The organism is Cycloclasticus zancles 78-ME (assembly GCF_000442595.1).
Taxonomy (GTDB): Bacteria; Pseudomonadota; Gammaproteobacteria; order Methylococcales; family Cycloclasticaceae; genus Cycloclasticus; species Cycloclasticus pugetii.
This window is the reverse complement of sequence record NC_021917.1, coordinates 345,376-369,918: the sequence shown is the minus strand read 5'-3', so window position 1 is coordinate 369,918 and position 24,543 is coordinate 345,376. Positions and strand designations below refer to the sequence as shown.

Genomic DNA, 24,543 nt, shown 5'->3' with positions numbered 1-24,543 from the left:
GAGTTTAGAAACTTATATTAAGTTCTTTGCTGCTTCGACTAACTTTTCCGCTGTGATGCCAAAGTATTCAAACAATTCTTTAGCCGGAGCCGATTCACCAAAACGGTCTAAGCCAATCACCGCACCTTGCAAGCCCACGTATTTATACCAAAGGCTTGTTGATCCTGCTTCTATCGCTACCCTTGCTGTTACTGAGGCAGGCAATATAGATTCTTTATACGCCATATCTTGTCTATCAAAAAGGTCTGTACACGGCATAGATAGTACGCGAACCTTAACGCCTTCTGCTGCTAATACGTCAGCAGCGGTTGTCGCTAATTCAACTTCAGACCCCGTAGCCATTAAAATAACCTGCGGCTCACCTTCACAATCTTTAAGGATATAACCCCCTTTTGAAATAGCCGCCACTTGGTCAGCTGTGCGTGGCTGGTGCTGTACGTTTTGACGAGTAAAAATTAGCGCTGACGGCGTGCTTTCATTTTCAACCGCATACTTCCATGCAACAGCAGATTCAACCGCATCACACGGACGCCATACATCTAAGTTTGGAATTAACCGTAAACTTGAGACATGCTCAACCGATTGGTGTGTTGGTCCGTCTTCACCCAACCCTATCGAGTCATGCGTGAAAACAAAAATATTTCGTAATTTCATCAATGCAGCCATACGCACAGCATTACGAGCATAATCAGAAAATGTTAAAAACGTTGCACCATAAGGAATAAAGCCGCCATGTAATGCAATGCCATTTTGAATTGCGCTCATGCCAAATTCACGCACGCCGTAATGAAGATAGTTGCCGTTGGCATTCGTCCCATCAACATCTGTACACCCTGACCATTTAGTTAAATTAGAGCCAGTTAAATCAGCTGATCCCCCTAAAAGCTCGGGCAATAAAGGACCGTAACCATTAAGTGTGTTTAATGATGCTTTACGTGAGGCAATGGTTTCACCTGCCTGCTGCGCTGCCTGCACAAATGCCTCTGATTTTTCTGCCCAATCAGCACTTAACTCACCCGATAAACGACGCAATAGTTCATCAGCTAGGTCTGGGTATTCAGCCACATAAGCTTCTAATAACTCTTCCCATTGAGCTTCTGCTTGTTCACCTTTATCGTTTGCATCCCACGCATTCTTTACCTCAGCTGGAATTTCAAAGGCAGGCGCTGTCCAACCTAATGCTTTTCTGGTAGCGGCTATTTCTTCGGCACCCAATGGAGCGCCATGTACATGATGCGTCCCTTCTTTATTAGGCGCACCAGAGCCAATCACTGTTTTACAGCAAATTAACGTGGGTTTATTCGTTTCTTTTTGTGCTTGCTCAATCGCCTGCTTGATGTCATTAGCATTATGCCCATCTACATCACGAACTACTTGCCAACCATAGGCTTCAAAACGTGCTGGCGTATCATCGGTAAACCAACCCTCTACATCGCCATCAATCGAGATACCGTTATCATCCCAAAACGCTATTAATTTGCCTAAGCCAAGCGTACCCGCATAAGAACATGCTTCATGCGAAATGCCCTCCATCAAGCAACCATCCCCCATAAAGGTATACGTGTAATGATCAACCACCTTGAAGTTAGGTTGATTAAATTGTGCAGCTAATACCTTTTCAGCTAAAGCCATACCCACCGCGTTGCTAATACCTTGACCTAAAGGACCTGTCGTTGTTTCTACCCCTGGCGCATATCCGTATTCTGGGTGACCCGGTGTTTTAGAGTGCAGCTGACGAAAATTACGAATGTCTTCAATATCTAAATCGTAACCCGACAAATGCAATAACGAATATAACAACATCGAGCCATGACCGTTCGATAATACGAAGCGATCTCTATTCACCCAGTGTGGATTGGCTGGGTTATGCGACAAAAAGTCATTCCATAGTACTTCTGCAATATCTGCCATCCCCATCGGTGCACCGGGGTGTCCTGAGTTGGCTTGTTGGACAGCATCCATACTAAGGACACGAATAGCATTCGCTAGTGTTTGACGAGAAGGTCTTGGGCTCATGATCTTTGCTTATTGTTAATCGATTGATAATCAGCGCGTAACGCACTAATTTTGAAATGGTGAATTTTACACTGAAGCGTTAAGAAGATATAGCGTTAGTCAGTCTGTCTTATCTAACGTATTATCAAGTTTTTCCTTAACTTGCTGCTCATTCCATAGATCCAGTTGATTAAAGTAGTCCTCCCAAACGCACGGGCAACAGCTCCCTCCACCACAACAATCATCATTTTCTGGGCGTTTGGGTTTTAGTATTTTTTTTGGTATCACAGTCATCACCTTAATATTATGGCAGCTTAAATTAAGTTATCGATTACTCTTTTTAGAAAAAATGCCTTGGATCAATCTTTTTGCCCAACCTCATCGCTTTTACCAACCAAGCGTTAGACAAGCATTGAACGATAAATATATACTAGATGGATAGTTATTAATCATCCTTCTCAAATTCAACACATAAGGGGAACATTATGGGTAAAGTGGACGTTAGCCAACTGGTCGACAATACAACTGGTCGACAAAGTAGATCTATTTTTCATGAACAAGACATCTATGAGCAAGAACAAGAAAGAATCTTTGGCAAATGCTGGTTATTTTTAGCGCACGAAAGCCAAATTCCTGATCCAGGTGACTATTTTAGGACCTTTATGGGTGAAGATGAGGTCCTCGTTATTCGTCAAAAAGACCAATCGGTCAAAGCCTTCCTTAACACCTGCACCCATCGCGGCAACCGTGTTTGTAAGGCAGATAAAGGCAATGCCAAGCAGTTTACTTGTAGCTACCATGGGTGGAGCTTTGCCGCAGATGGCACGCTTCAATCTGTCCCGCTGGAAGAGGATGCTTATTACAATGAACTCGATAAATCCAAATTTGGCTTACACCCTGTTTGCAAGGTAGATAGCTATAAAGGGTTAATTTTTGGTAACTTTGATCCAGAATCACCGACTTTAGATGATTATTTGGGTGATATGAAATGGTACTTAGATGTTTGGCTCGACGCCATGCCAGAAGGCACCGAGTTAATCGGCTCAACGCAAAAAGTTGAATACCCTGTCAACTGGAAACTACCTGTCGAAAACGCCTGCGGCGATGGCTATCATATTGGCTGGGCTCATGCAGGTGTTATGACTGTTGCTACCTCAATGGACATTGAAAGCCTTTCTCTAGGCAATACTAAAGTAGATAGCTCAACTGCTATGGCTGGTGGTGGCATGAATGGTCACTCGATTATTTCATCTCTTGATGGGCAATCAGGTTATGCGTTCTACCCTGATCCAAGCCTACCTGTTAGCTACCTTGAAGAAAACCGAGAGACTGTTATTTCACGCCTTGGCGAAACGCGTGGTAAGCAATTTTGGGGCTCGCAAATCAACATGACTATTTTCCCCAATGTGCAAATGTTACCGGGGCTTAATTGGTTCCGTGTTTATCATCCAAAAGGTCCAGGAAAAATGGAAATGTGGACGTGGGCGATGGTTGATAAAGAGATGTCAGACGAGTTAAAACAAACTGTGCTCGACAATGTTTGCCGAACATTTGGCGCCGCCGGCATGTTTGATAACGATGATGGTGAAAACTTTGCCGCCTGTACTTCACAAAACAGAGGCCTACAAACCCGCCAAAAAGATGTATACACCAATATGGGCTTAGGCAAAGAGTACTCACACCCTGAAATGCCTGGCGTCGTTAGTGACGGCCTTGTTGGTGAACAAAACCAACGATATTTCTACCGTCGCTGGCAAGAAATGATGGCAGCAAAAGATTGGAGCGCCGTTCCAAACTACAACAGCCTAGAAGAAGCAAATGCAACAAGAGGACAAAACTAATGAGTCAACCATCTCCTTTTAAAAATGCTGTTGATGCGGACACCTACCAAACCTTCCAAACACTTCTGTATAAAGAAGCGCGTCTACTTGACCATGAAGAGTATGACCAATGGCTAGCGATGCTAACGGACGATATTTATTACTATATGCCCGTACCCGCTCGCTATTTACGTGAAGAAAAAAAGCAGGCCATCAAACCTCTCGACGCAAATATTTTTAATGACTATAAAAAACAATTAGAGCTACGTATTGCTCGCTTTGCGACAAATCTCGTTTGGTCTGAGAACCCTCAAAACATGATAAACCACGCAGTGTCTAATATAGAGGTGTTCCCTACAGAGGTTGAGGGTGAATGGAACGTTCTCTCTGTTGTTACCGTTCTTAGAAGCCGACTCGATGGCGTAGAAAAGCGCATGGTGGTATCGCGCGATGATATTTGGCGCCTTGAAGACAATAGCCTCAAACTGGCTAAAAGAAGCATGTTGTTTAATCACACTGTCGTCCCAGATAGTAACCTTAACTTCTTCTTCTAATTCACCTAAATAAAAAAACGCCTATTGTTATTTTAAAACAATAGGCGTTTCTTAGACCAGCTCATTAAGCACTGCAACCGAGCTATCTCCATTACATCATATGTGAACTCTTACTCTTTAATCCCAAGGGCCTTTCGAGTCTTTTGGAATAAAGCCCAATGCTTTAAGAAAAGGCACAAAATCGACTGCATCCCACTCTTCAATATTCAACCCATCTTTTATTCGCATAATATGAATAGCGTCTAGGTCAACATATTCATTCGTCGGTGCAACACCATTAAACTCGCCAACATGTTTCATGCGTAGTTTCATTCTGCTAACCACCTTGTCACCTTCAGCAATTTGATCATAAAAGTGTCGATCAAAATCTGTCATTAACTCTTGCAGCTTCATATTCATAATCATATGTGCATCTTTATCCAACGGTTCTTTTGCCATCGGCAAGTGGAACAAATGATCTGGGTGCAGTAAATCTCTCATATCATCAAAGCGTTTGCTGTCCATCGCTGCAAAAAACTCCCTAACAATTTTTTTATTAACCTCAGACATTCTCTCTCCTTATTTTCTTATTATTGATTCATTAGCATAAAGTAATAATAGCGTTGGGAGGGGTTATTTATTTAATAAGTCTGCCAGCCCTGCAAAGGGGTGTTGCCTTAACTCTTCTTTAGTTTTATCTTCAGTTAATGAGCCATATTGATGATCAAGTTGCCTTGAATGCTCATTGTCATGGCAGTAAACGCATAACAACTCCCAATTACTCCCGTCCTCAGGGTTATTATCATGATCGTGATCTCGATGGTGTACCGTCAACTCATGCAGCGTCTGTTGAGAAAACTCTCTTGCGCAACGACCACAAATCCAAGGGTACATTTTTAACGCTTTCGCACGGTAACCAGTATCTCGTTGCTCACGATCTTTTCGAGCATTACTAACAACCTGATCCACTGTTTTACTCAACTTATCTGTTGGCATTTATGCCTCCTCAAAAGTTCTCAACAACCGATACCAACACTGTCTTATTGAAAATACTGTTATCACTTTAATTGGTGCTTGAGTATCAGCAAACTCACCGAGGCATTCTCGCCCAAATCCAGCCTTCTTTTTCTGCTAATGCTCGTTCCTGCTTGGTTCGCGGCCCCTCACTTTCAGCACGAATAAAGTGATAACCTGCTAGCACACAAACCACTGCATCCAAAATATCATCATCGACGATAACTAATTCTTTATCCATTTCTGATACGTTCATTAACTGACTAAGACCATCAAAAATCCAGCTTCGTTCTTTGCTGATTTCTTTCTTATAACTTGTTGCCGGAAGAAGCTGGCAAGATTTCAGAGTTACCGCAGGGTAAACCTCTATCGCACTAATAGGGTCAACTAGTTCAGCGGACCAAGCCAAAGGGATTGTCGTCCCTAACTGATCCGTTAACTCATCTATTAACATCAAGGCAGCATGCGCTGTTCTAGCAATACGGTCAGCACCCACATCTAAAGATTGCTTCCCTGCTTTTTCTTTTATAAAAAAGTCTGTTCTGCGGCGAAACATCTGGTGGGCATCGGTACTCAGCGAAGCCCCCGCCATATGGCCGATTAACTCTTCGCCCAGTTTTACTGGCCAGCCTAAGGGGGAATCAAGTGCTATTAAGGTCTTAACATTGCCTTGTTCTTTTATCCAATTGGACACGACATTAGCAGCAGATTCGTTTTTAGCTACCTTTCTAGCCTTCTCTATGCTTAATATGCCGTTCGAAACAGAGCCTAACGCAAGACCCACTTTATTTGATTGCGTCGCGCAATCTATACCAATGATTGATACAGAATTATTAGTAGCCGCTAAATGCTCAGAACCTCTCGTCACTAAAACCTCTTTTCGCCAACTTAAGCGCCTTGAGTGAAAATAACGTGAAAGTTTAGTCTAATGCGTTAAACAGTAATATTCCACCCAGCACACCCAAAACCCAAGTAGTTAACGGCGCATCACCCAGCATTAACGGCGAAAAACCATCTAAGCCTAAAATAACCGCAGCTGAAATCAGTAAACTCCCACCACAAATTGCCATAATACTCTTACGGTGATTTTTAGCCATTTGCTGCTTTATTTCTTCTAGTTGCGCTGATCTCCACTTAACCTCAAGCTCACCTTTTGAAGCATCACTGAGTACTTGGTACATCATCTCTGGCAACTCTGGTAATTTTTCCCCCATCATCGGCAGGTGTTCTTTTAACTTATTGAAGGTCGCTTTTGGCCCTACTTTGTTTTTATACCATTCCTCTAAATACGGTTTAGCGGTTTGCCATAAATCCAAATCTGGATAAAGTTGTCGACCTAAGCCTTCAATATTCAATAAAGTTTTTTGTAACAAGACTAGTTGTGGCTGCACTTCCATATCGAAACGACGCGCCGTTTGAAAAAGGCGTAAGAGCAAATGACCGTACGAAATTTCTTTTAACGGCTTTTCGAATATCGGCTCACACACTGCACGAATCGCGCTTTCAAACTCATCAACACGGGTTTCTTTAGGCACCCAGCCCGATTCAATATGCAATTGCGCCACACGGAGGTAGTCACGCTGAAAAAAGGCCAGAAAATTTTCTGCTAAATAGCGCTGGTCTTCAAGCGTCACGCTTCCCATAATACCGAAATCCACCGCAAGGTATTTTGCATCATCAGAGGCGAAAATATTACCCGGATGCATATCGGCATGAAAAAAATTATCCCGAAATACTTGTGCGAAAAATATTTCCACGCCCCGTTCGGCAAGTAACTTTAAGTCAACACCTTTTTCACGCAATTGATCTATTTTGCCTATTGGTGTGCCATAGATTCGCTCCATCACCATCACATTTTGGCGCGTATAATCCCAGTACACATCGGGCACATAAAGGTGCTCTGAATGCTCAAAGTTTCGTCGTAACTGCGAGGCATTCGCGGCTTCTCGAACAAGATCCAACTCATCATGAATGGTATGGTCAAACTCTTTAACCACATCTAAGGGTTTTAACCGTTTGGCCTCACCCCAGTATTTATTAGCAAGTTCCGCCAGGGTATATAACAGACCCACATCTGAATTAATAATTTTTTCAATTCCCGGACGAAGCACTTTGACAACAACATCTTCGCCCGTATGCAATGTTGCTGTATGCACTTGCGCCACAGAGGCTGATGCCAAGGGACTAGGTGAGAAAGTCGAAAACACCTCTTCTATCGGAACCTCTAACGAGCTTTCGATAATCTGGCGCGCTAAATCATCAGCAAAGGGTGGAACATTATCTTGTAAGCGCGACAGCTCTTCGCCAATATCAGGCGGCAATAAGTCTTGCCGTGTTGATAAAATTTGGCCAAACTTCACAAAAATAGGCCCCAAATCTTCTAGTGCCTTACGAAGACGTTCACCACGCGAACCCTTTCGTTTACCTAAAAAATAGCTAGGGGATAAATAGGTTAAATAACGTAACGGCCTAAATAAATGTAAATTAAATACAAACTCATCGAGACCATAACGCAACAACACACGCTGAATTCGAATGAGCCGAAAGGCCGTTGTTGGGTTTATCACGTTACTTCCTTTTTGAGTCGTTTTCTAGGTTAAGCTTCGCCGCCATCAAGCGTTGGACTTTTGCCTCTAGCCGCTCAACAGATAATCTTAAGTCATCCACACCCGCTTTAAATTTATTCACTTCAAATTTAGAGGGCAATATATTTTGTTCTTCTCGAACATACTCTGATGCATTAATGGCGGTTGTCTTCGTTGTTTCTCGAACCCAACCCGATACATCACGAACGAGGTTTCCAAATTGATGAGCCAATACATCACCTGTTATCTTCGATAATGGCTCTTCCCAGTCAACCTCTATCGCCTTAAGAAATGTTTGGAATTGAGCAGCCAACTCAGTATCGCCCTCTATCACCACATCGCCCGACAATAAGCTAGAGGTTGATGACTGTATATTCATCATCGCCAATGCTAATGGTGTGCCTGAAATAGTGGCATCAGCTTTGCCCTCAAATACCTCTCGAATATCAAGCCCATCTGCGCTGATAATCATATAAAGGCTTAACTCTAGTTGCTGAAAATGTAATTCAATAACTCGACCTTCCATCCTAGCTAGCTGCTTAGGAACCTCTGGGTCGTAATCCAAATAACGGTTCACCGCTATTTGCAATGGTTTCAAAAAAGGGCTGACCAATGACACAACAGCTACAGCTTATATCCCGTATGAACTGCCACAATACCACCCGTTAAGTTGTTCACTTGGCAACGCTCAAAGCCGGCTTCTTCCATCATACCTTTCAACGTGGATTGATCTGGGTGCATACGAATTGATTCAGCGAGGTACTGGTAGCTATCACCATCTTTCGCAACTAATTCACCAATTTTAGGCAATAATTTGAATGAATACGCGTCGTAAATCTTGTCTAAAAGTGGGTTGGTTGGTTTTGAAAACTCTAAAATCAATAAGCGACCACCCGGTTTAAGTACATCAAACATCGAACGCAATGCGGCCTCTTTATCTGTAACATTTCTTAGTCCAAAACCGATACAAACCCGATCAAACTGATTAGAGGCATAGGGCAAACACTCAGCATTTGCCAAATTGTAGGTAATGTTTGAAATATGACCTTTATCGATCATTCGATCACGGCCTACCCGTAGCATTGCTTCATTTATATCTGCTAAAACAACTTTGCCGGTTTTTCCAACTCGTTTAGCAAACAGTGCTGACAGGTCTCCTGTTCCTCCGGCCAGATCAAGCACCACATGCCCCGGCTTTACGTTCGCGATCTCTACGGTGAAGCGTTTCCACAACCGGTGAACACCCATCGACATTAAATCATTCATAATGTCGTACGACGGTGCAACCGAGTCAAAAACTTCTCGAACCTTAGTTACTTTTTCTGCAACGGGAACATCTTTAAAACCAAAATGAGTTGTCGTTTTATCTACCATAGTAAAACCCTTATAACCGCGCTGATTTATGATGTCTGACGTTGATGGCCGGCTGCTTCAAGCCTGTTCAAATAATCCTGCCAGTTTTCTTCTTTATTCTCTGCCAATTCAATAAGAAATGGCCATGAATACAAGCCTGTATCATGCTCATCACTGAACACAAGGCGAACGGCATAATTACCCACTGGTTCTATCGCAACAATATTGACCGATTCTTTGCCAACTTGTAACACTTCTTGCCCAGGGCCATGCCCACGTACTTCTGCTGAGGGTGAAAATACGCGTAAGTATTCGCAACTCAATTTTATTGTTCTACCATCATCAAAACTCAATGACAGTTCCCTGTTTTTTTGGTCTAGCACCAAATCTGTTATCGCTACCATGTTTTACCTACAAAATATAACGCGAAAGATCTTCATCTGAAGCAAGCTCACCTAAGTGCTCGTCCACATACGCCGCGTCGATCACTTCATCTATCGGTGAGCCTGCCGGTGCGCGGAATGAAATCTCATCCAATAAACGCTCCAAAATTGTATGCAGACGACGAGCACCGATATTTTCAGTGCCTTCATTCACTTGCCAGGCCATTTCTGCAATCCGTGCCACCCCATCTTCTGTGAACTGCAAATTAACTTCTTCAGTTGCCAATAGGGCTGAATATTGCTCTGTTAACGAAGCATTTGGTTCTGTCAAAATACGCACAAAATCCGCTGCTACCAACGCATCTAGCTCAACTCGAATAGGGAATCGGCCTTGTAACTCGGGAATAAGATCTGAAGGCTTCGACACGTGAAACGCACCTGAGGCAATAAATAAAATGTGGTCTGTTTTAACAGGGCCATACTTAGTCGTAACGGTACTCCCTTCAACTAAGGGTAACAAATCACGCTGAACGCCATCACGAGAAACATCGGCACCGCCACTATCACCTCGTTTACACACTTTATCCAGCTCATCTAAAAATACAATCCCCGTTTGCTCTAGGTTTTCTATTGCCTTGTGCTTTAGCTCATCGTCATTAACCAGTTTTGCCGCTTCTTCCTCGACCATCGCCACCAAAGCATGCTTAATGGACATTTTACGTTTCTTCTTTTTATCACCCGACATGTTTTGAAACATCCCTTGCAACTGGTTGGTCATTTCTTCCATACCAGGAGGTGCCATAATTTCCACACCCACGCTAGGCGCACTTATCTCGACTTCAATTTCCTTATCGTCTAATTCACCTTCACGCAGCTTTTTACGAAATTTTTGTCGTGTTGCATCACCCGTTGTATCGCTTGTATCTGCGCTTTCAGCACGCGGCAATAAAAGGTCTAGCACTCTGTCCTCGGCTGCATCTTCCGCTCTACGTTTGACTTTTCCCATCTCGACTTCACGGGTCATTTTAACGGCAATGTCAGCAAGATCACGTATAATAGAATCAACATCTCTACCGACATAACCCACCTCGGTAAATTTAGTTGCTTCAATTTTTATAAATGGCGCTTTGGCTAAGGTTGCTAAACGCCGCGCTATTTCTGTTTTACCAACGCCTGTTGGGCCAATCATTAAAATGTTCTTGGGCGTAATTTCACTGCGTAGATTCTCGGGTACTTGTGAGCGTCTCCACCGGTTTCTTAAGGCAATAGCTACGGCTCGTTTTGCCGCATTCTGCCCTACAATATGCTTATCAAGTTCATGCACAATTTCTTTTGGTGTCATTTGGCTCATATTACTTCTTTCCCTCGGACGTTAATTCTTCTATCGTTTGGTTATGATTAGTATAAATGCAGATATCGCCGGCAATATTGAGTGATTTTTCTACAATCTCACGGGCACTCAGTTCTGTATTTTCTAATAACGCTTTGGCTGCTGATTGTGCAAAGGGGCCACCTGAACCGATGGCAATAAGATCTTGCTCCGGTTGAATCACATCACCATTACCCGAAATAATCAGCGAGTCTTTACTGTCTGCAATTGCCAGTAGCGCTTCCAACTTACGCAGCATCCGGTCTGTTCGCCAATCTTTAGCCATTTCAACCGCCGCGCGGGTTAAATTACCATGATGCTTTTCAAGCATGCCTTCAAAACGCTCAAACAAGGTGAATGCATCGGCTGTTGCACCCGCGAAGCCAGCAATAACATCCCCACTTGCAAGTTTACGAACTTTTCGAGCATTTCCTTTCATAATCGTATTGCCCAAGGTGACTTGCCCATCACCACCTATTACGACACTATCACCTCGTCGCACAGAGACGATTGTTGTTCCTCTAAAATCCACGATAATCTCTCATTTAAACTATTGACCCTTTATTTTACACAATAATCATGCCTTAGCGTGCATCCCTATTTGTTTAGCTAGTATTCATAGTTCTTATGATATTCTTACCCAATGTGTAAAACAGGGAGTGATTATTGTGGATGAATTAAACCAAATTTCTCAAACACTGGCCTTGAGCATGGGCGCAGCGTGGGGGAGCGGTATCAATTTATACGCTACACTCTTAACCCTTGGTTACTTAGCGCATACTGGTCATATTGATTTGCCGCCTGATTTATTGATTGTAGCGGACCCGCTAGTAATGACCGCTGCTGGATTAATGTATGCAGTTGAGTTTTTTGCCGATAAGGTGCCCGGCGTAGATACCGGCTGGGATACCATCCATACTTTCGTGAGAATTCCTGCTGGCGCTCTGCTAGCTGCTGGTGCTATTGGTGACATTGGCCCTGCCGCTGAAATTGCAGCAGCCATCGTTGGTGGAAGCTTAGCTGGTGCGACGCATGCTACAAAAACAGGTAGCCGTGCGTTAATAAACACATCACCCGAACCGTTCACCAACTGGACCGCCTCTATTATGGAAGATATCGCCGTTTTTGCAGGTGTTTGGGCATCCATCCAACATCCGACCTTTTTTATGGTCGGTTTAGTTTTATTTATCCTCTTGATGATTTGGGCACTACCAAAATTATGGCGCGCAATAAAACGCGTATTTACATTTTTAGGCAAGCTATTTGGCCCCTCTAACAATGATATCTTAGAGACACCCTCGGATGGTAAATTGCCAAAGCCAGACTAAACCAAAACTTATTTCTTTTTCGGCTTAGCTCTTGGGTGCGCTTTATCGTAAACCGACGCTAGGTGTTGAAAATCTAAGTGGGTGTATACTTGCGTGGTACTAATATTACTGTGACCTAATAATTCTTGCACCGCTCGAAGGTCTTGGCTTGACTCCAACATATGACTCGCAAATGAGTGTCGTAACATATGTGGGTGCAAGCGCCCTTGCAAGCCTTGGCGTTTTCGCCATCGCTCTAAACGCGACTGAATACTTCTTGTGGTTAAGCGTAAACCTGTCTTTCCGACAAACAACGCCATTTCACCCGTTTTAACCTTATCCATCCGCACTGCTAACCATTTACGAATAGCGTTGACAGCCTTCCGGCCCAACGGTAATAAGCGGGACTTACCTCCTTTTCCGTTGACAACATGAACCGTTCGGCTACTTAAGTCCAAGTCCATTAAATCTATATTCGCTAATTCACTGACCCGTAGACCCGACGAGTAAAGCAGTTCCCACATCGCTACATCACGAATTTCCAGGTCATCATTGGGGACCGCCTCTAACAGACTATTAATCTGGTCGACATCCAACACCTTAGGTAAGGTTTTCGCTGATTTCGGCGCTCGAATACCAGACGCAGGGTTATTCAACAGTACATTGGTTTTAATGAGATAACTAAAAAAGCTCCGACAGGCCGATAATTCGCGCTGCAAACTTCGAGCACTCAAGCCTTTTCGGTGTCGCTGTGCGACAAAACGCCGAACATGGTGTGGATCAAGTTGCGACCATGAAACGAGCTCATTCTCATCACAATAATTAACTAATTGAGATAAGTCACGCGCGTAGGCTTGTAACGTATTTAAAGAGAATCTACGCTCAACGTTTAATGCATCTAAAAACTGCTGACGTGCCTCAACAGCCGCTGGTTCCATCGTTACTCTTTTATCTCTTGCAGTGAGTTAAGCCGTTTGGCAACCAGCTCCCCAAGGTGCTCTAAAAACAAGGTACCCATGGTTGTGTGAAAACGGTCTGAATCCTTACTGCCTATGGCCAATATGCCATCTTGTTGGGCGACCTTGAGTGGAATCAGCGCAGCAGACTTAACCTCATCCGCTTGTTGATTAAATAATGCCTTCGCCTGTGCGTGTGTCGGCAAGCCACACTTAATCTTCTGTGACTCAAGCAAGCGTTTAAAATGCTCTAACTGAGGATTATCTTTTTGCCAGAGAACATCACTGATGGGGAAGACACTGTCGCTATTTTCGTCTACTAAGCGAATAGCAAAAAACTCTGCACCGAAACATTCTCGCAGGGTGTCATCAAGTGTTGCGAATACATCTTCCACACAACGAGCATCAATTAATGTGGTTGTTAACTGCTGCATTCGCCCGAATAAGGCATCATTTTCACGCGCAATCGCTAATAGGCCTTCAAGTTGCTTTTGAGACTTTTCGTTTTTATCTCGTAAAATTGCTAGTTGACGCATCGTAAGAGAAACCACGCCACCGTGCTGCTCTACCACTTGAATATCGTCGAGTAACTCTGGATATTGATTAAAAAAATCTGGTGTGGCTAACAAGTATTCACGTACTTGTTCAGCCGTTAACCCTTCTGTTGTTGCAGTTGCTTGTGTACTCATATATCAATCATACCATCAAAAACAAATGTCGCCGGCCCGCTCATCATTACCGGAGCCCCTTCACCTTGCCAATCAATCGTTAATTCGCCACCGGTTAGGGCAACCGTTGTTGGCGTGGTTACTTTACCCAATCGAACTGCGGCAACAACCGCCGCACAAGCACCGCTTCCACAAGCCAAGGTTTCACCGGCGCCGCGCTCATAAACACGTAATGCGAGGCTATCCGGCCCCGTTATTTCACTAAAACCAATATTCGCCCGCTCTGGGAAAAGGCTATGACTTTCCAGCGCGGCACCCACTGCCTCGACCTCTGCTGTCGCGACATTTTCAACTTGAAGTACTGCATGAGGATTACCCATTGATAACGCTGAAAACGCTACGGTCCTATCCAATACATCAACGCTGTATTGTAATTGTTGTTGCTTCGCTATTAATGGAACATTTGCCGGATCGAGTTTTGGAACCCCCATATCAACCGTTACCAACTGTTCCTCATTAACCGTTAAAACCAACTCACCGGCGTCTGTTTCCACTCGAATTGAGCGTTTATTGGTTAAGCCTTTTTGTGTCACGAATAGCGCAAAACAACGTGCGCCATTACCACACTGAGAAACCTCACTACCATCTGCGTTATAAATAACATAACGAAAGTCCGCACCCATTCTTGCCGGTTCCACTAAGAGTAGTTGGTCAAAGCCAATACCGTAGTGGCGATCGGCTAAGGCTTTAATTTGCTCGGCCGTTAGCTGAACCGTTTGGTTTATGGCATCAATAACAACAAAGTCATTACCTAAGCCATGCATTTTACTAAAGTTAATTAACAACCTGCGTCCTCAGTTTCATTCGGTAATAGTGCTTCGTTTTGCCATAAGCTTTCTAACCGTTGTCGTGCGCCAATTAAGTGGATCTGCTCTCCATCCACCATAACCTCAGCAGCACTTGGTCTTGAATTGTAATTCGAGCTCATTGTGAACCCATAAGCGCCCGCAGAACGGACCGCTAATAAATCGCCTTCTTCAATAGCCAGCTCACGGTCTTTTCCTAAAAAATCACCTGTTTCACAAACTGGACCAACAATATCATAACAAGCTGTTTTAGCTGTTGACGTTAAATTAACAGGCACAATATTTTGCCACGCTTGATATAGTGCAGGGCGCATCAAGTCATTCATCGCTGCATCTACAATAGCAAACCGCTTACCTTCTACCGGTTTAATATATTCAACCTTAGTCACTAAAATACCTGCATTTCCGGCAATTGCACGGCCTGGTTCTAATAATATTTCATAGGGCAGATCGCCTAGCTTTTGGTACAAGGCTTTTACATAGTCGGCAGGCAATGGTGGTTGCTCGTCTCGATAACAAATACCAAGACCTCCACCTAAATCCAAATGATCAATACGAATACCCACACCTTGTAACCGATCCAATAAACTTAATACCCGATCCAGCGCATCCACAAACGGCGCAACATCCGTTAACTGCGAGCCTATATGGCAATCTAAGCCCGTAATATTCAAATGCGGCAACGCATTCGCGCGTTGATACTCCATAAAGGCTGTTTCAATATCTAAGCCAAATTTATTTTCTTTTAACCCCGTAGAAATATAAGGGTGCGTTTGCGCATCTACATCGGGGTTAACGCGAATAGAAATATTCGCAATATGACCTAACTCACCCGCAATTTCATTGATACGGTCTAACTCTGCAGAGACTTCCACATTAAAACAACGAATACCAACGTCTAACGCCCTGCGTATTTCATCATGCCGTTTACCAACCCCTGAGAAAACAATTTTTTCAGGCTGCCCACCCGCTGTTAACACACGTTCTAACTCACCGATAGACACAATATCAAACCCTGAACCTAAGCGTGCTAGTACATTTAGCACCGCAATGTTCGAGTTCGCTTTAACCGCATAACATATTAAGTGCGGACGTCCTTCAAAGGCTTGATCAAATGCCTTCCAGTGGCGTTCCAATGTCGCCCGGGAATAAATATAGGTGGGGCTAGAGAATTGCTCTACGATTGATTGAACCGAAACATTTTCCGCAAAAAGTTGCTTATCTTGGTACTGAAAATAATCCATTACAAACCTAATTCTTGTGCGATTTGATTACTCGGCATATACAGCGGCCCTTTCTGTCCACAAGCAGCTAGCATGGCCAGTAACCCACAAATTAGCATCATTTTTAATAAACGCGACATTTTGTACCCTTTAATTATTTCAGTAATCGACAGTATAAACGTTTGGCATTTTTTGGCATACTCTAACCCTTTCTAGAAACCAATTGAACCTATCGCCATGCTAGCTACCCGACTTCCTGCCATTATCTCAAACCCAAACACACCTATTCGTTGTTCCGTTATTTGGCTACATGGCCTAGGCGCTAATGGCAATGATTTTGCACCCATCGTATCTGAGCTAGGTATTCAAGATGAACTAGGCATACGATTCGTCTTTCCTCATGCCCCTTCCATCGCGGTAACTATCAACGGCGGCGCTGTCATGCCCGCTTGGTATGACATTACCGAAATGGACTTAATGGAACGTGCCGACAATGCTGGCATTGTATCGTCAAGCAAAACCATTACTGACATGATCAATGACGAAATCGCGACAGGCATTGAGCCTTCAAAAATTGTTATTGCTGGCTTTTCTCAAGGTGGGGTCATCGCTTTTGACGCAGGCCTACGCTTTCCTGAAACGCTTGCAGGCATTATGGCTCTTTCAACCTATATTCCTATGCAAGATACATTGCCAACCGCTGAACAAAGCGGTCACGCTAAGATTCCAATTTTCTATGGGCACGGTGACTTTGATCCTGTGATACCAATTGAACAAGCAGACTCATCACGCCGCTTTCTTGAAGCGTCAGGCTATTGTGTTGACTGGCATGCTTACCCGATGGAACACTCCGTTTGCCCACAAGAAATTCATCACATTAAAGATTGGTTAACAACCGTGCTGTCTTGACAAGCACTGACTTTTTATCAAAAAAAAATTTCCTTCGATAACAGCACAAGCCCAATAAAGACGGAGACCCTCATTCACCCATTTCATTTGGACATCGCCACACTTTCAAACAAAACCCTAATATGATTTCCCCGTTTAAGGCTTCCTTAATATTACGTCACTACAATGCAAACCATGCATCTACTGATATAGGAACCTTATGTCATCAAACTTTAGTTGGAAATCGTTAGGCAAGCTTTACCTGTATTTTTTTTATTTCTCTGGGTTAAGCCAAATCTTAATTTATGCTGCAGGCATGTCAAATACAGTTGGCATACGGCAAGCTTTATTTATATCGACTATTTGGCTGGTTCCCAATTTAATTTGGCCTCAATATACGCGCAAAATTTCAGCCTTTATTGGCCTATTAATTTGGCCTGCCTCTCTAGTTAGCCTCAGTTATTTTTACATCTACGGGCAAGATTTTTCTCAAAGCGTACTTTTCATCATTTTTGAATCAAATGTCTCAGAAAGTAAGGAATTTATAGAATCATACCTTGATTATAAAATCATTCTCTTGGCTATCACTCATGCTCTCACGGGTATCTACTTATGGCGCCAAATAACGCCCGTTTATCTACCTAGATTAAATAAGCTCATTACTATTTGTATTGTTTCACTGATCTTTGGAGGTGGTTTTTTAAAACCCCTCATCGTTTATGGCAAAAGCTGGGATTATTCTATTAAATCATTTCAAGATAAAATTGAGCCTGCGGCACCTTGGAATATGATTGCTGGTTATTTTAAATACACAAAAGTGTTAGACGCAATGAATGAACAGTTGGCGGAAAGCACTCAAATACCGCCTCTAAGTAACCTTGTTTATTCAAATAATAAGCAAACCATGGTGCTTGTCATAGGAGAGTCAACTAACTCACAAAGAATGAGTTTATATGGGTACTCTCGCCACACAACTCCTCTGTTAGATAATATGCAGCACGAATTACTGACATATACCGATGTGATTAGCCCAAGACCTTCTACAATTGAAGCTTTACAACAAGTGCTAACGTTCGCCGACCAGAAAAATCCTGATGTTTACTTAACCAAGCCAACTCTAATAAATATGATGCGTCAAGCTGGTTATAAATCGCTTTGGATTACAAACCAACAAACACAAACAAAGCGCAACACCTTATTACTCACCTTCTCCCAGCAAGCAGATGAGCAAGTATATTTAAACAACAACCGTGTTCAAAATTCTAGCCAGCTTGATGATGGCGTCCTAGAGCCTTTCAAAAAAGCCTTAAGCAATAGTGATGGCCCAACATTTATTGTCATACATTTACTTGGGACGCACCGTAAATACAATTATCGTTACCCAGAAAGTTTCAAACAATATACTGGTCGCGCTGGTATGCCAGAGTGGGTGCCAGATGAACACGCTGAGGAATACAATGATTATGATAACGCTATCTTATTCAATGACTACGTTGTCTCAAGCTTAATTAACATTCTAAAAGACACCTCAACAAACAGCTCTTTAGTGTATTTCTCAGATCATGGAGAAGAAGTTTTCGACACAAAAGGTGATTTATTTTGTGGCAGGAATGAAGGCAAACCAACACCCGCAATGTATACCGTCCCTTTTATTGCCTGGCTATCTCCTGAATGGAAAAAAATGCATCCAACCTCTTCAATTCAAAAAACCCTAAACCACCCTTATCAAACGTCTGACTTTATTTATAGTTGGGCTGACTTGGCAGGCATAGATTTCATAGGTAATGACCCGACTAGAAGTATCTTTAATAAACATTTTATTGCTAGGAAACGTATGATTGGTTCACCATTCACCCCAAAGAAAATGATTGATTTTGTTTCTATCTCTCACAAACAAGAACTTACGCTAAATTAACCGTCAAATACTAACTTTTCTTAGGAAACCACCTTGGCCGGACAAAACTTAAAGGGTATACAACGGCTAAAAGCAGCTTGGAGCAACTCGCTGGCAGGAGTAAAGGCATGTTGGGCACATGAAGAAGCCTTTAGACAGGAGGTAGTACTGACTGGACTAGCCACCCCCTTAGCCTTTTATATCACCGAGATACCTACTGAAAGAGCCCTGCTTATCGGTAGTTTGCTACTTCTCCTTATAATAGAATTAATAAATTCTGCAGTCGAAGCAACGGTAGATAGAATCGGGCTCGAGTACCACGAGTTATCTGGAAAAGCTAAAGATATAGCTTCAGCTGCCGTATTATTCGGCAGCTTATTAGTTGCTTTAACCTGGCTTTTAATTCTACTTTAAATACAATAATCTATTGTTAACTCTCTTCTTTCACTAAACATACAAACCATGAACCTTCGGGATTTAAAATACATTGTTGCTGTCGCAGAAACAAAAAGCTTTGTTAAGGCCGCCGAACAATGCTTTGTTAGCCAACCCACGTTGAGCATGCAAATTAAAAAGCTCGAAAATTCATTAAATATTAAAATTTTTGAACGTAACAACAAACATGTTTTAGTCACCGAGATAGGCAAGCAGGTTATTGAAACGGCAAAGCGTATCTTGCAAGATGCTGAACACATCAGCATTTTAGCAAAACATGAACAAGACCCTTTCGCCGGTGATTTTACATTAGGCGCATTTCCTACCATCGCCCCTTATATTCTTCCCAAACTAATTCCACTTATTAAAAAAAAGCTTCCTAACCTGCGTTTAATCTTAGTAGAAGAAAAAACTGACATCTTGCTCCATAAACTAAAAACGGGGCTCATCGATGCAGCACTACTAGCCGGCCCTATCCATGATGAAAGCTTGATCGCAGAAAAATTATTTGATGACGAATTTAAACTCGCTGTGGCAACACACCATCCGTTAGCCGAACAAACCATCATTAATCCAGATGAATTAACCAATCAACCCTTGCTCTTATTAGACGAAGGGCACTGTCTAAGAGATCAGGCCTTACAGTTTTGCCAGCTCAGCGGTATAGATGAAGAACAAAATGTAAGGGCCACCAGCCTTGAAACATTGAGACAAATGGTCATTGCTGACACAGGCATTACGTTTATGCCTACGATTGCGATTCAAAACAATGATGACAATATTCGCTACATACCTTTTGAAGAACCTAAACCGAAACGCACTATTTATTTAGTCAGCCGACAAACAAACCCACGCACTGAGCTTATAAAACAGCTCAAAAACCTTTGTGTTAACAACAATCAACTATAGATAATACCTATTAAATTAATAATAACAATTGATTTTACCTTATCAAGCATCAAGACTAAACTATCACTTGTAGCGATAAACCAACCATTTAAACCAATAGGAGATATCTATGACACAGTTAGTACCTCAGTGCACGTTCAAAACACGCGTAAGAGATACCAGCATTGAAGGTGACAACCCTTATCGCTGGCAAGACCTCACAACAGATGACATCTTTGCTGGTAAAAAAATTGTTCTTTTTGCATTACCCGGTGCCTTTACACCCACTTGTTCAAGTACCCACCTACCGGGCTTTGAAGCCAAGTATGCAGAGTTAAAAGCAAAAGGTGTTGACGAAGTTTACTGCTTAAGCGTGAATGACGCCTTTACCATGTACCAATGGAGTAAAAACCTTGGTATTAAAAACGTGAAAATGCTACCCGATGGTAATGGTGAGTTCACACGTTTAATGAACATGCTGGTTAAAAAAGAGAACTTGGGCTTCGGTGAGCGTTCTTGGCGCTACGCTATGATCGTTGATGATGGAAAGATCACTGCTTTATTCAGTGAACCAGGAAAAGAAGACAACTGCGCAGATGACCCTTTTACCTGCAGTGATGTTGATACTGTTCTTAAGCAACTTTAAATTAAGCCTTACAAACCCCCAGCCTTTTTAAAGGCTGGGGACTCATTTCTTTAGTCGTCGTTAATACCTTAAAGCCTTAAACGTTTAGCTTTTTCTCTATGCGTTGCTTGTAATTTAGATAATGAACCATTTGCAGCGCATCATCACTGCTTGCCCCGAGTTCATAATACGGAACATCGATATCAGTAATATATATTGGGTACTTTTCTGCAGATTTTCGTGCCTGCACGATAAACCGCGATACACTGCTATACAGTTGATCACCCTGCTCAAGGCTTGAGAACACCTGATCGTTGCAATAAATATATGTCCCTTTGGTCTGTTCATCATAAACCACCCGAACATTTATCATATCCGGTTCTATCTTATCGGACACGAACACTTGCTTATGCCCCCAATGTTGGCCAATTTTCTCCAGTTTATAACACATTATTTCCGCATCAAAAGCGGTACTACTTAATTGCTCAGCACCCAGTCCTCGGCGATGAAAAACACTATCAATTAATACCCGATACGATTGCAATAATGACGTTTCGTACACAAATGTCTGCTCGTCAAAAAACATCGAACCGTTCTCATCTAAAATATAAACTTGCGCCTTATTATCACCGAGTTGACTGTAATAAAGGTTTGTATGACCTGCCTTATGATGTCTATAAATAACAGGCAGTAAGCCTTTTGGGTCAATTTTATTATCAAAATATACTGGACTAAAAACTGGCTGAGGCCTTGCTAGCTCTTCAAACAAATGATTTTCCGCTACGCCGGTGGCTGTCATTTTGCCATCGTTAACCTGCATAATATAGAACGAGCGAGCCAGCTGAATAACAAAACGTGGTGACACACCATGCGCATATTGTCTAAAAACAATCGCCACTTCTTTAAACAACGCTTGTATTCGCTTAGCGACACTCATCGCTCTGGGCGAGTTATAACTAGCACTGACCAAACGTGGAAGCACTTGTGCAGGACCGAGTGTTTTATGGTCAAAAATATCACAAAAACAATTCATTAGACCGGTTGCTGACTCGTATTTACCAATAATAACTTCGTTCCAGGAATTGCGTAGCAGCATGTCTACCGTATACACCAAGTTCCGCCGCTGAGAGCCAAAACTTAAGGCATCTGACCGCTCACTGGTTAGGTTCACCCCTTTTTCAGTGAAACTACTCATTGAATCTAAACCTGAATTAATCACTAACAGGACATCTGTCACCACTGACTCATGACAATACGCCTTCAAGTGAACCGGTTTTTTTGGCAGCGCATCAAAAAACGACTGGATCGAATGCAGTGTCTGCGCGACTTCGCGTGAACTTATCTGGCTTGCCCCCGGGTTTAAGGCAACCTTTGTTCTGCTACCGACTACGCCATTATCAACACTCCACGCTAACAAGCCAATTAAGCTAGGGGCCTGTCGTATAAATTGCTCATCGCGCCCCTCTCCCAGCCTATTTAATAGCCAGCTTGTTTGCGTATTTTTCACTACCTGCGTTAATACAACTTTAGTTTCAGGCTGTAACAAGGTGTGTTTGATCGTAGAGCGCTCTAATTTACTAGGACGTTTTTCAAACGTCGCGTTAAGCTTTCTTCCTAATAGCAGGAATTCCTCATTATCACGCCTTGATTTTTCGACTCTCTGTTTTGCAAACTTCACCAACAAGCGATAACTGTATGTCAGCTCATGAGTTAAACGCTGTTTTTCTTGTTGTGCTTGGGAAATATTCCAGCCCTTATTGTCCAACGAATGTTTAATGTAATCAGGCAACGGCTGGCATTTAGCCAGCATGTCACTAAAAACACGTTGTCGCCAATCGGGCGTAGCCGCTATACGCGCATGCTCATTAAGCTTGCTGAAAAAACAATACCGCATTAAGTTCAAACGCTCAGGCTCGTCCCTTCCAATGAAGTACGCTTCAAGCACATCATACAAAATAAGGTAAGCATCGAGTTTATTAGCGTCTGACTCACCTGCATACACTCGTTCCTTCATTAATAATGCAGCCCAATGAGAACTGGGGTACTGGTCAACATACGATTCCATTAACATCAGCTTTAATAGCGACTTATAAGGCGAGTCGATCGCCTTGTATAAGTGCCAAAATGACGCCCCTAAAAACTCTTCGGCAGGAACCTTTTCAAGCCCTCCAAAATCAATGACATCATGCTGATCAATAAAGCGCTGCTTTAATAAATTATCAACAAACACTTGATAATTGTTTTCTTCTGTTGGTGGTACCAGCCACCACACTGGGTAACGACCAGCAACATACAAGGCAGTACGGTAAAACTCTTCTAATAATAAATGATGCTGCGTACTACCACTGCTTTCTGAGGACAATGGCGTTGCTTCACCTTGTTTAAATTTTTCCGCATTCATCAAAAAGAAATGCACTTCAAGGCCTAGCGTTGTTGCCCACTTTTCAATACTACTGGCTTTTTCTTGCAACAGCGCCAAGGCGCTCGTTGATAAAGTTGGCGCATAGCACAGCCATAAATCCATATCACTGTCTTTAACATATGCAATACTGCCAACACTCCCCATCAAAAAAATGGACTCAATGCCGAAAGCACGTTTGGCTCGTTTGCTATAAACAAAGCCTTTACCCAACTTTTTAGCTTTATCAATGGAAAGCTTATCTGGCGAATAATCAGCAATACCGGCAGGCGTTTCGCTGGACACATAACCGGGCAACACAGGGTGATTAACGTGAAATAACAACGGTAATAATTCTAAGAATATTTTCTGCCGATGGGTAACAGCATCTATAGCCCGTTGCATTTTTAACTTATGAAGGTTTAAAAATCGCTGCTTGACTACTTTTAAATCTTTCTTACTAATATCACCATTCGGGCCGACAAGGCTGATGCATTTTAAATGACGCCCCTGAACAGTTTTTTTTACTGAACCAACCATCCGCTACATGACTGCCGTCAGATCGATATCATCTCGTAGTGCTTGTAACATTGCTTGAGTCGTATCCCCTTTTGACCATTCGGTTAGCCCAACCGAAAAAGAAACTGGGCGGCCATCACCTTTGACAAACAAGGACAAATGCGGCTCTTCATTAAATTTTTTTAACAATGAAGCAGCAGATTGATAATTGGTCTCGGGCAGTATCACCAGAAAGGTATGAGGATCCAGCATGCCAATTTGATCGGCCCAGCGCAGCTGGTCTTTAAGAAAATAAGCAATGCGTTTGACGCAACGCGAGAATAGTTGGCTATCCATTTGATCTGGAAAAAAATAACTGATTCTTAATAACGATAACGGGTTATCGTAACGACGACTACGACTAATATGCCCATCCAGCATTTCAACAATCACATCATTACTCATCATCCCAGTTGTTGGGTCTTTTAAGTTTAAGCCTGACAAATCATCCTGTAGTCGTCTGCACTCATTACCAATAATGACTAAGTCCGTACAATCATGAAAAAAGTAGATATCGTACTCAGGCGTCTTGATATGTTCGCGTCTGAGCCACCGTTGCTGAGTTTGCTGCGGCGGCACAGGAAAGGGGTTACCGGCGCTCAGTAACAAAGAAGTCAACTCACTACTTTTGAACGTCGTACTATCTTGTATTTCTTCTTGTTGAAGCAAAGATAACAGGTAAGGGTTAAGCCATTGAACGCCCTGCTCATTCATTACCAACACACCAAAATCTGCAACGTCTAGTGCTTGCTGTCCCCACCCTCCTGACAATGAATCAAACATCT

At 42.7% G+C, this 24,543-nt stretch carries 26 protein-coding genes; 8 read left to right on the top strand and 18 right to left on the bottom strand.

Annotated elements, in window-relative coordinates; genetic code table 11:
* Positions 1–12: 12 nt before the first annotated feature.
* Together tkt and CYCME_RS12865 are read right to left on the bottom strand one after the other, a co-directional pair.
* Entirely contained in the window at positions 13–2,016 is a 2,004-nt protein-coding gene (gene tkt / locus CYCME_RS01835) for a transketolase (protein WP_020931954.1), read from the bottom strand.
* Positions 2,017–2,115: 99 nt separating this feature from the next.
* The gene (locus CYCME_RS12865; RefSeq protein WP_020931953.1) at positions 2,116–2,289 is read right to left on the bottom strand and encodes an oxidoreductase-like domain-containing protein; all 174 of its coding nucleotides are present in this window, start codon (positions 2,287–2,289) and stop codon (positions 2,116–2,118) included.
* 191 nt (positions 2,290–2,480) lie between these two features.
* Between CYCME_RS12865 and CYCME_RS01830 the strand changes: the two genes are divergently transcribed.
* Both CYCME_RS01830 and CYCME_RS01825 read left to right on the top strand, forming a co-directional pair.
* Entirely contained in the window at positions 2,481–3,836 is a 1,356-nt protein-coding gene (locus tag CYCME_RS01830) for an aromatic ring-hydroxylating dioxygenase subunit alpha (protein ID WP_015006858.1), read from the top strand.
* Positions 3,836–4,369 carry an aromatic-ring-hydroxylating dioxygenase subunit beta gene (locus CYCME_RS01825; RefSeq protein WP_015006859.1) on the top strand — a complete coding sequence of 178 codons (534 nt, stop codon included), beginning with the start codon at positions 3,836–3,838 and terminating at the stop codon, positions 4,367–4,369. Before CYCME_RS01830 ends, CYCME_RS01825 begins: the two co-directional genes overlap by 1 nt.
* Before the next feature lie 117 nt (positions 4,370–4,486).
* Here the strand turns inward: CYCME_RS01825 and CYCME_RS01820 are convergent, their stop codons facing one another.
* The 9 genes from CYCME_RS01820 to hslV form a co-directional block, all read right to left on the bottom strand.
* Complete coding sequence (locus CYCME_RS01820) at positions 4,487–4,918, bottom strand: ester cyclase (protein WP_020931952.1); 432 nt, start codon at positions 4,916–4,918, stop codon at positions 4,487–4,489.
* Positions 4,919–4,981: 63 nt separating this feature from the next.
* Positions 4,982–5,344 (bottom strand): YajD family HNH nuclease, encoded by a 363-nt coding sequence (locus tag CYCME_RS01815; protein ID WP_015006861.1) that lies wholly within the window; start codon positions 5,342–5,344, stop codon positions 4,982–4,984.
* Between the two features lie 94 nt (positions 5,345–5,438).
* Positions 5,439–6,230, bottom strand: coding sequence for a DUF429 domain-containing protein (locus CYCME_RS01810; protein ID WP_020931951.1), 792 nt, complete (start codon positions 6,228–6,230; stop codon positions 5,439–5,441).
* Between the two features lie 52 nt (positions 6,231–6,282).
* Entirely contained in the window at positions 6,283–7,929 is a 1,647-nt protein-coding gene (gene ubiB / locus CYCME_RS01805; protein WP_016390881.1) for a ubiquinone biosynthesis regulatory protein kinase UbiB, read from the bottom strand.
* Position 7,930: 1 nt separating this feature from the next.
* Positions 7,931–8,566: a ubiquinone biosynthesis accessory factor UbiJ gene (locus tag CYCME_RS01800; RefSeq protein ID WP_041932861.1), complete on the bottom strand. Its 636-nt coding sequence runs from the start codon at positions 8,564–8,566 to the stop codon at positions 7,931–7,933.
* A 5-nt stretch (positions 8,567–8,571) separates the two neighbouring features.
* A complete protein-coding gene (gene ubiE / locus CYCME_RS01795; RefSeq protein WP_015006865.1) occupies positions 8,572–9,321 on the bottom strand; it encodes a bifunctional demethylmenaquinone methyltransferase/2-methoxy-6-polyprenyl-1,4-benzoquinol methylase UbiE in 750 nt (249 codons plus the stop codon).
* A gap of 26 nt (positions 9,322–9,347) precedes the next feature.
* Positions 9,348–9,704 (bottom strand): gamma-butyrobetaine hydroxylase-like domain-containing protein, encoded by a 357-nt coding sequence (locus CYCME_RS01790; RefSeq protein ID WP_015006866.1) that lies wholly within the window; start codon positions 9,702–9,704, stop codon positions 9,348–9,350.
* A 7-nt stretch (positions 9,705–9,711) separates the two neighbouring features.
* Positions 9,712–11,034 (bottom strand): ATP-dependent protease ATPase subunit HslU, encoded by a 1,323-nt coding sequence (hslU, locus tag CYCME_RS01785; RefSeq protein WP_016390877.1) that lies wholly within the window; start codon positions 11,032–11,034, stop codon positions 9,712–9,714.
* Between the two features lies 1 nt (position 11,035).
* A complete protein-coding gene (gene hslV / locus CYCME_RS01780; protein ID WP_035851044.1) occupies positions 11,036–11,587 on the bottom strand; it encodes an ATP-dependent protease subunit HslV in 552 nt (183 codons plus the stop codon).
* A 133-nt stretch (positions 11,588–11,720) separates the two neighbouring features.
* On the opposite strand from hslV, the gene CYCME_RS01775 reads away from it, so the two are divergent.
* Positions 11,721–12,380 carry a DUF4126 domain-containing protein gene (locus tag CYCME_RS01775; RefSeq protein WP_015006869.1) on the top strand — a complete coding sequence of 220 codons (660 nt, stop codon included), beginning with the start codon at positions 11,721–11,723 and terminating at the stop codon, positions 12,378–12,380.
* Between the two features lie 8 nt (positions 12,381–12,388).
* Here CYCME_RS01775 and xerC read toward each other — a convergent pair whose 3' ends face one another.
* The 5 genes from xerC to lptM are packed head-to-tail and all read right to left on the bottom strand — an operon-like array spanning position 12,389 to position 16,212.
* Positions 12,389–13,297, bottom strand: a complete 909-nt coding sequence (gene xerC, locus CYCME_RS01770; protein ID WP_016390875.1) for a tyrosine recombinase XerC — start codon at positions 13,295–13,297, stop codon at positions 12,389–12,391.
* Between the two features lie 2 nt (positions 13,298–13,299).
* Positions 13,300–14,004 (bottom strand): DUF484 family protein, encoded by a 705-nt coding sequence (locus tag CYCME_RS01765; RefSeq protein WP_015006871.1) that lies wholly within the window; start codon positions 14,002–14,004, stop codon positions 13,300–13,302.
* On the bottom strand, positions 14,001–14,828 hold the full coding sequence (gene dapF, locus CYCME_RS01760) for a diaminopimelate epimerase (protein ID WP_016390874.1): 828 nt from the start codon (positions 14,826–14,828) through the stop codon (positions 14,001–14,003). Before dapF ends, CYCME_RS01765 begins: the two co-directional genes overlap by 4 nt.
* The gene (lysA, locus tag CYCME_RS01755) at positions 14,822–16,093 is read right to left on the bottom strand and encodes a diaminopimelate decarboxylase (RefSeq protein ID WP_016390873.1); all 1,272 of its coding nucleotides are present in this window, start codon (positions 16,091–16,093) and stop codon (positions 14,822–14,824) included. Before lysA ends, dapF begins: the two co-directional genes overlap by 7 nt.
* Positions 16,093–16,212, bottom strand: coding sequence for an LPS translocon maturation chaperone LptM (lptM, locus tag CYCME_RS12860; protein WP_015006874.1), 120 nt, complete (start codon positions 16,210–16,212; stop codon positions 16,093–16,095). The genes lysA and lptM overlap by 1 nt, the downstream gene beginning before the upstream one ends.
* A 97-nt stretch (positions 16,213–16,309) precedes the next feature.
* On the opposite strand from lptM, the gene CYCME_RS01750 reads away from it, so the two are divergent.
* The 5 genes from CYCME_RS01750 (at position 16,310) to CYCME_RS01730 (ending at position 20,823) form a co-directional block, all read left to right on the top strand.
* A complete protein-coding gene (locus CYCME_RS01750; RefSeq protein ID WP_020931947.1) occupies positions 16,310–16,981 on the top strand; it encodes an alpha/beta hydrolase in 672 nt (223 codons plus the stop codon).
* Positions 16,982–17,180: 199 nt separating this feature from the next.
* Positions 17,181–18,875 (top strand): phosphoethanolamine transferase CptA, encoded by a 1,695-nt coding sequence (cptA, locus tag CYCME_RS01745; protein WP_020931946.1) that lies wholly within the window; start codon positions 17,181–17,183, stop codon positions 18,873–18,875.
* Between the two features lie 33 nt (positions 18,876–18,908).
* Positions 18,909–19,268 carry a diacylglycerol kinase gene (locus tag CYCME_RS01740; RefSeq protein WP_020931945.1) on the top strand — a complete coding sequence of 120 codons (360 nt, stop codon included), beginning with the start codon at positions 18,909–18,911 and terminating at the stop codon, positions 19,266–19,268.
* 48 nt (positions 19,269–19,316) lie between these two features.
* Entirely contained in the window at positions 19,317–20,198 is an 882-nt protein-coding gene (locus CYCME_RS01735) for a LysR substrate-binding domain-containing protein (protein WP_020931944.1), read from the top strand.
* Between the two features lie 109 nt (positions 20,199–20,307).
* Complete coding sequence (locus CYCME_RS01730) at positions 20,308–20,823, top strand: peroxiredoxin (RefSeq protein ID WP_020931943.1); 516 nt, start codon at positions 20,308–20,310, stop codon at positions 20,821–20,823.
* Between the two features lie 76 nt (positions 20,824–20,899).
* Here CYCME_RS01730 and CYCME_RS01725 read toward each other — a convergent pair whose 3' ends face one another.
* Positions 20,900–23,740, bottom strand: a complete 2,841-nt coding sequence (locus CYCME_RS01725) for a class I adenylate cyclase (protein WP_020931942.1) — start codon at positions 23,738–23,740, stop codon at positions 20,900–20,902.
* 3 nt (positions 23,741–23,743) lie between these two features.
* A complete protein-coding gene (locus tag CYCME_RS01720; RefSeq protein ID WP_020931941.1) occupies positions 23,744–24,541 on the bottom strand; it encodes a GGDEF domain-containing protein in 798 nt (265 codons plus the stop codon).
* Positions 24,542–24,543 lie beyond the last annotated feature (2 nt).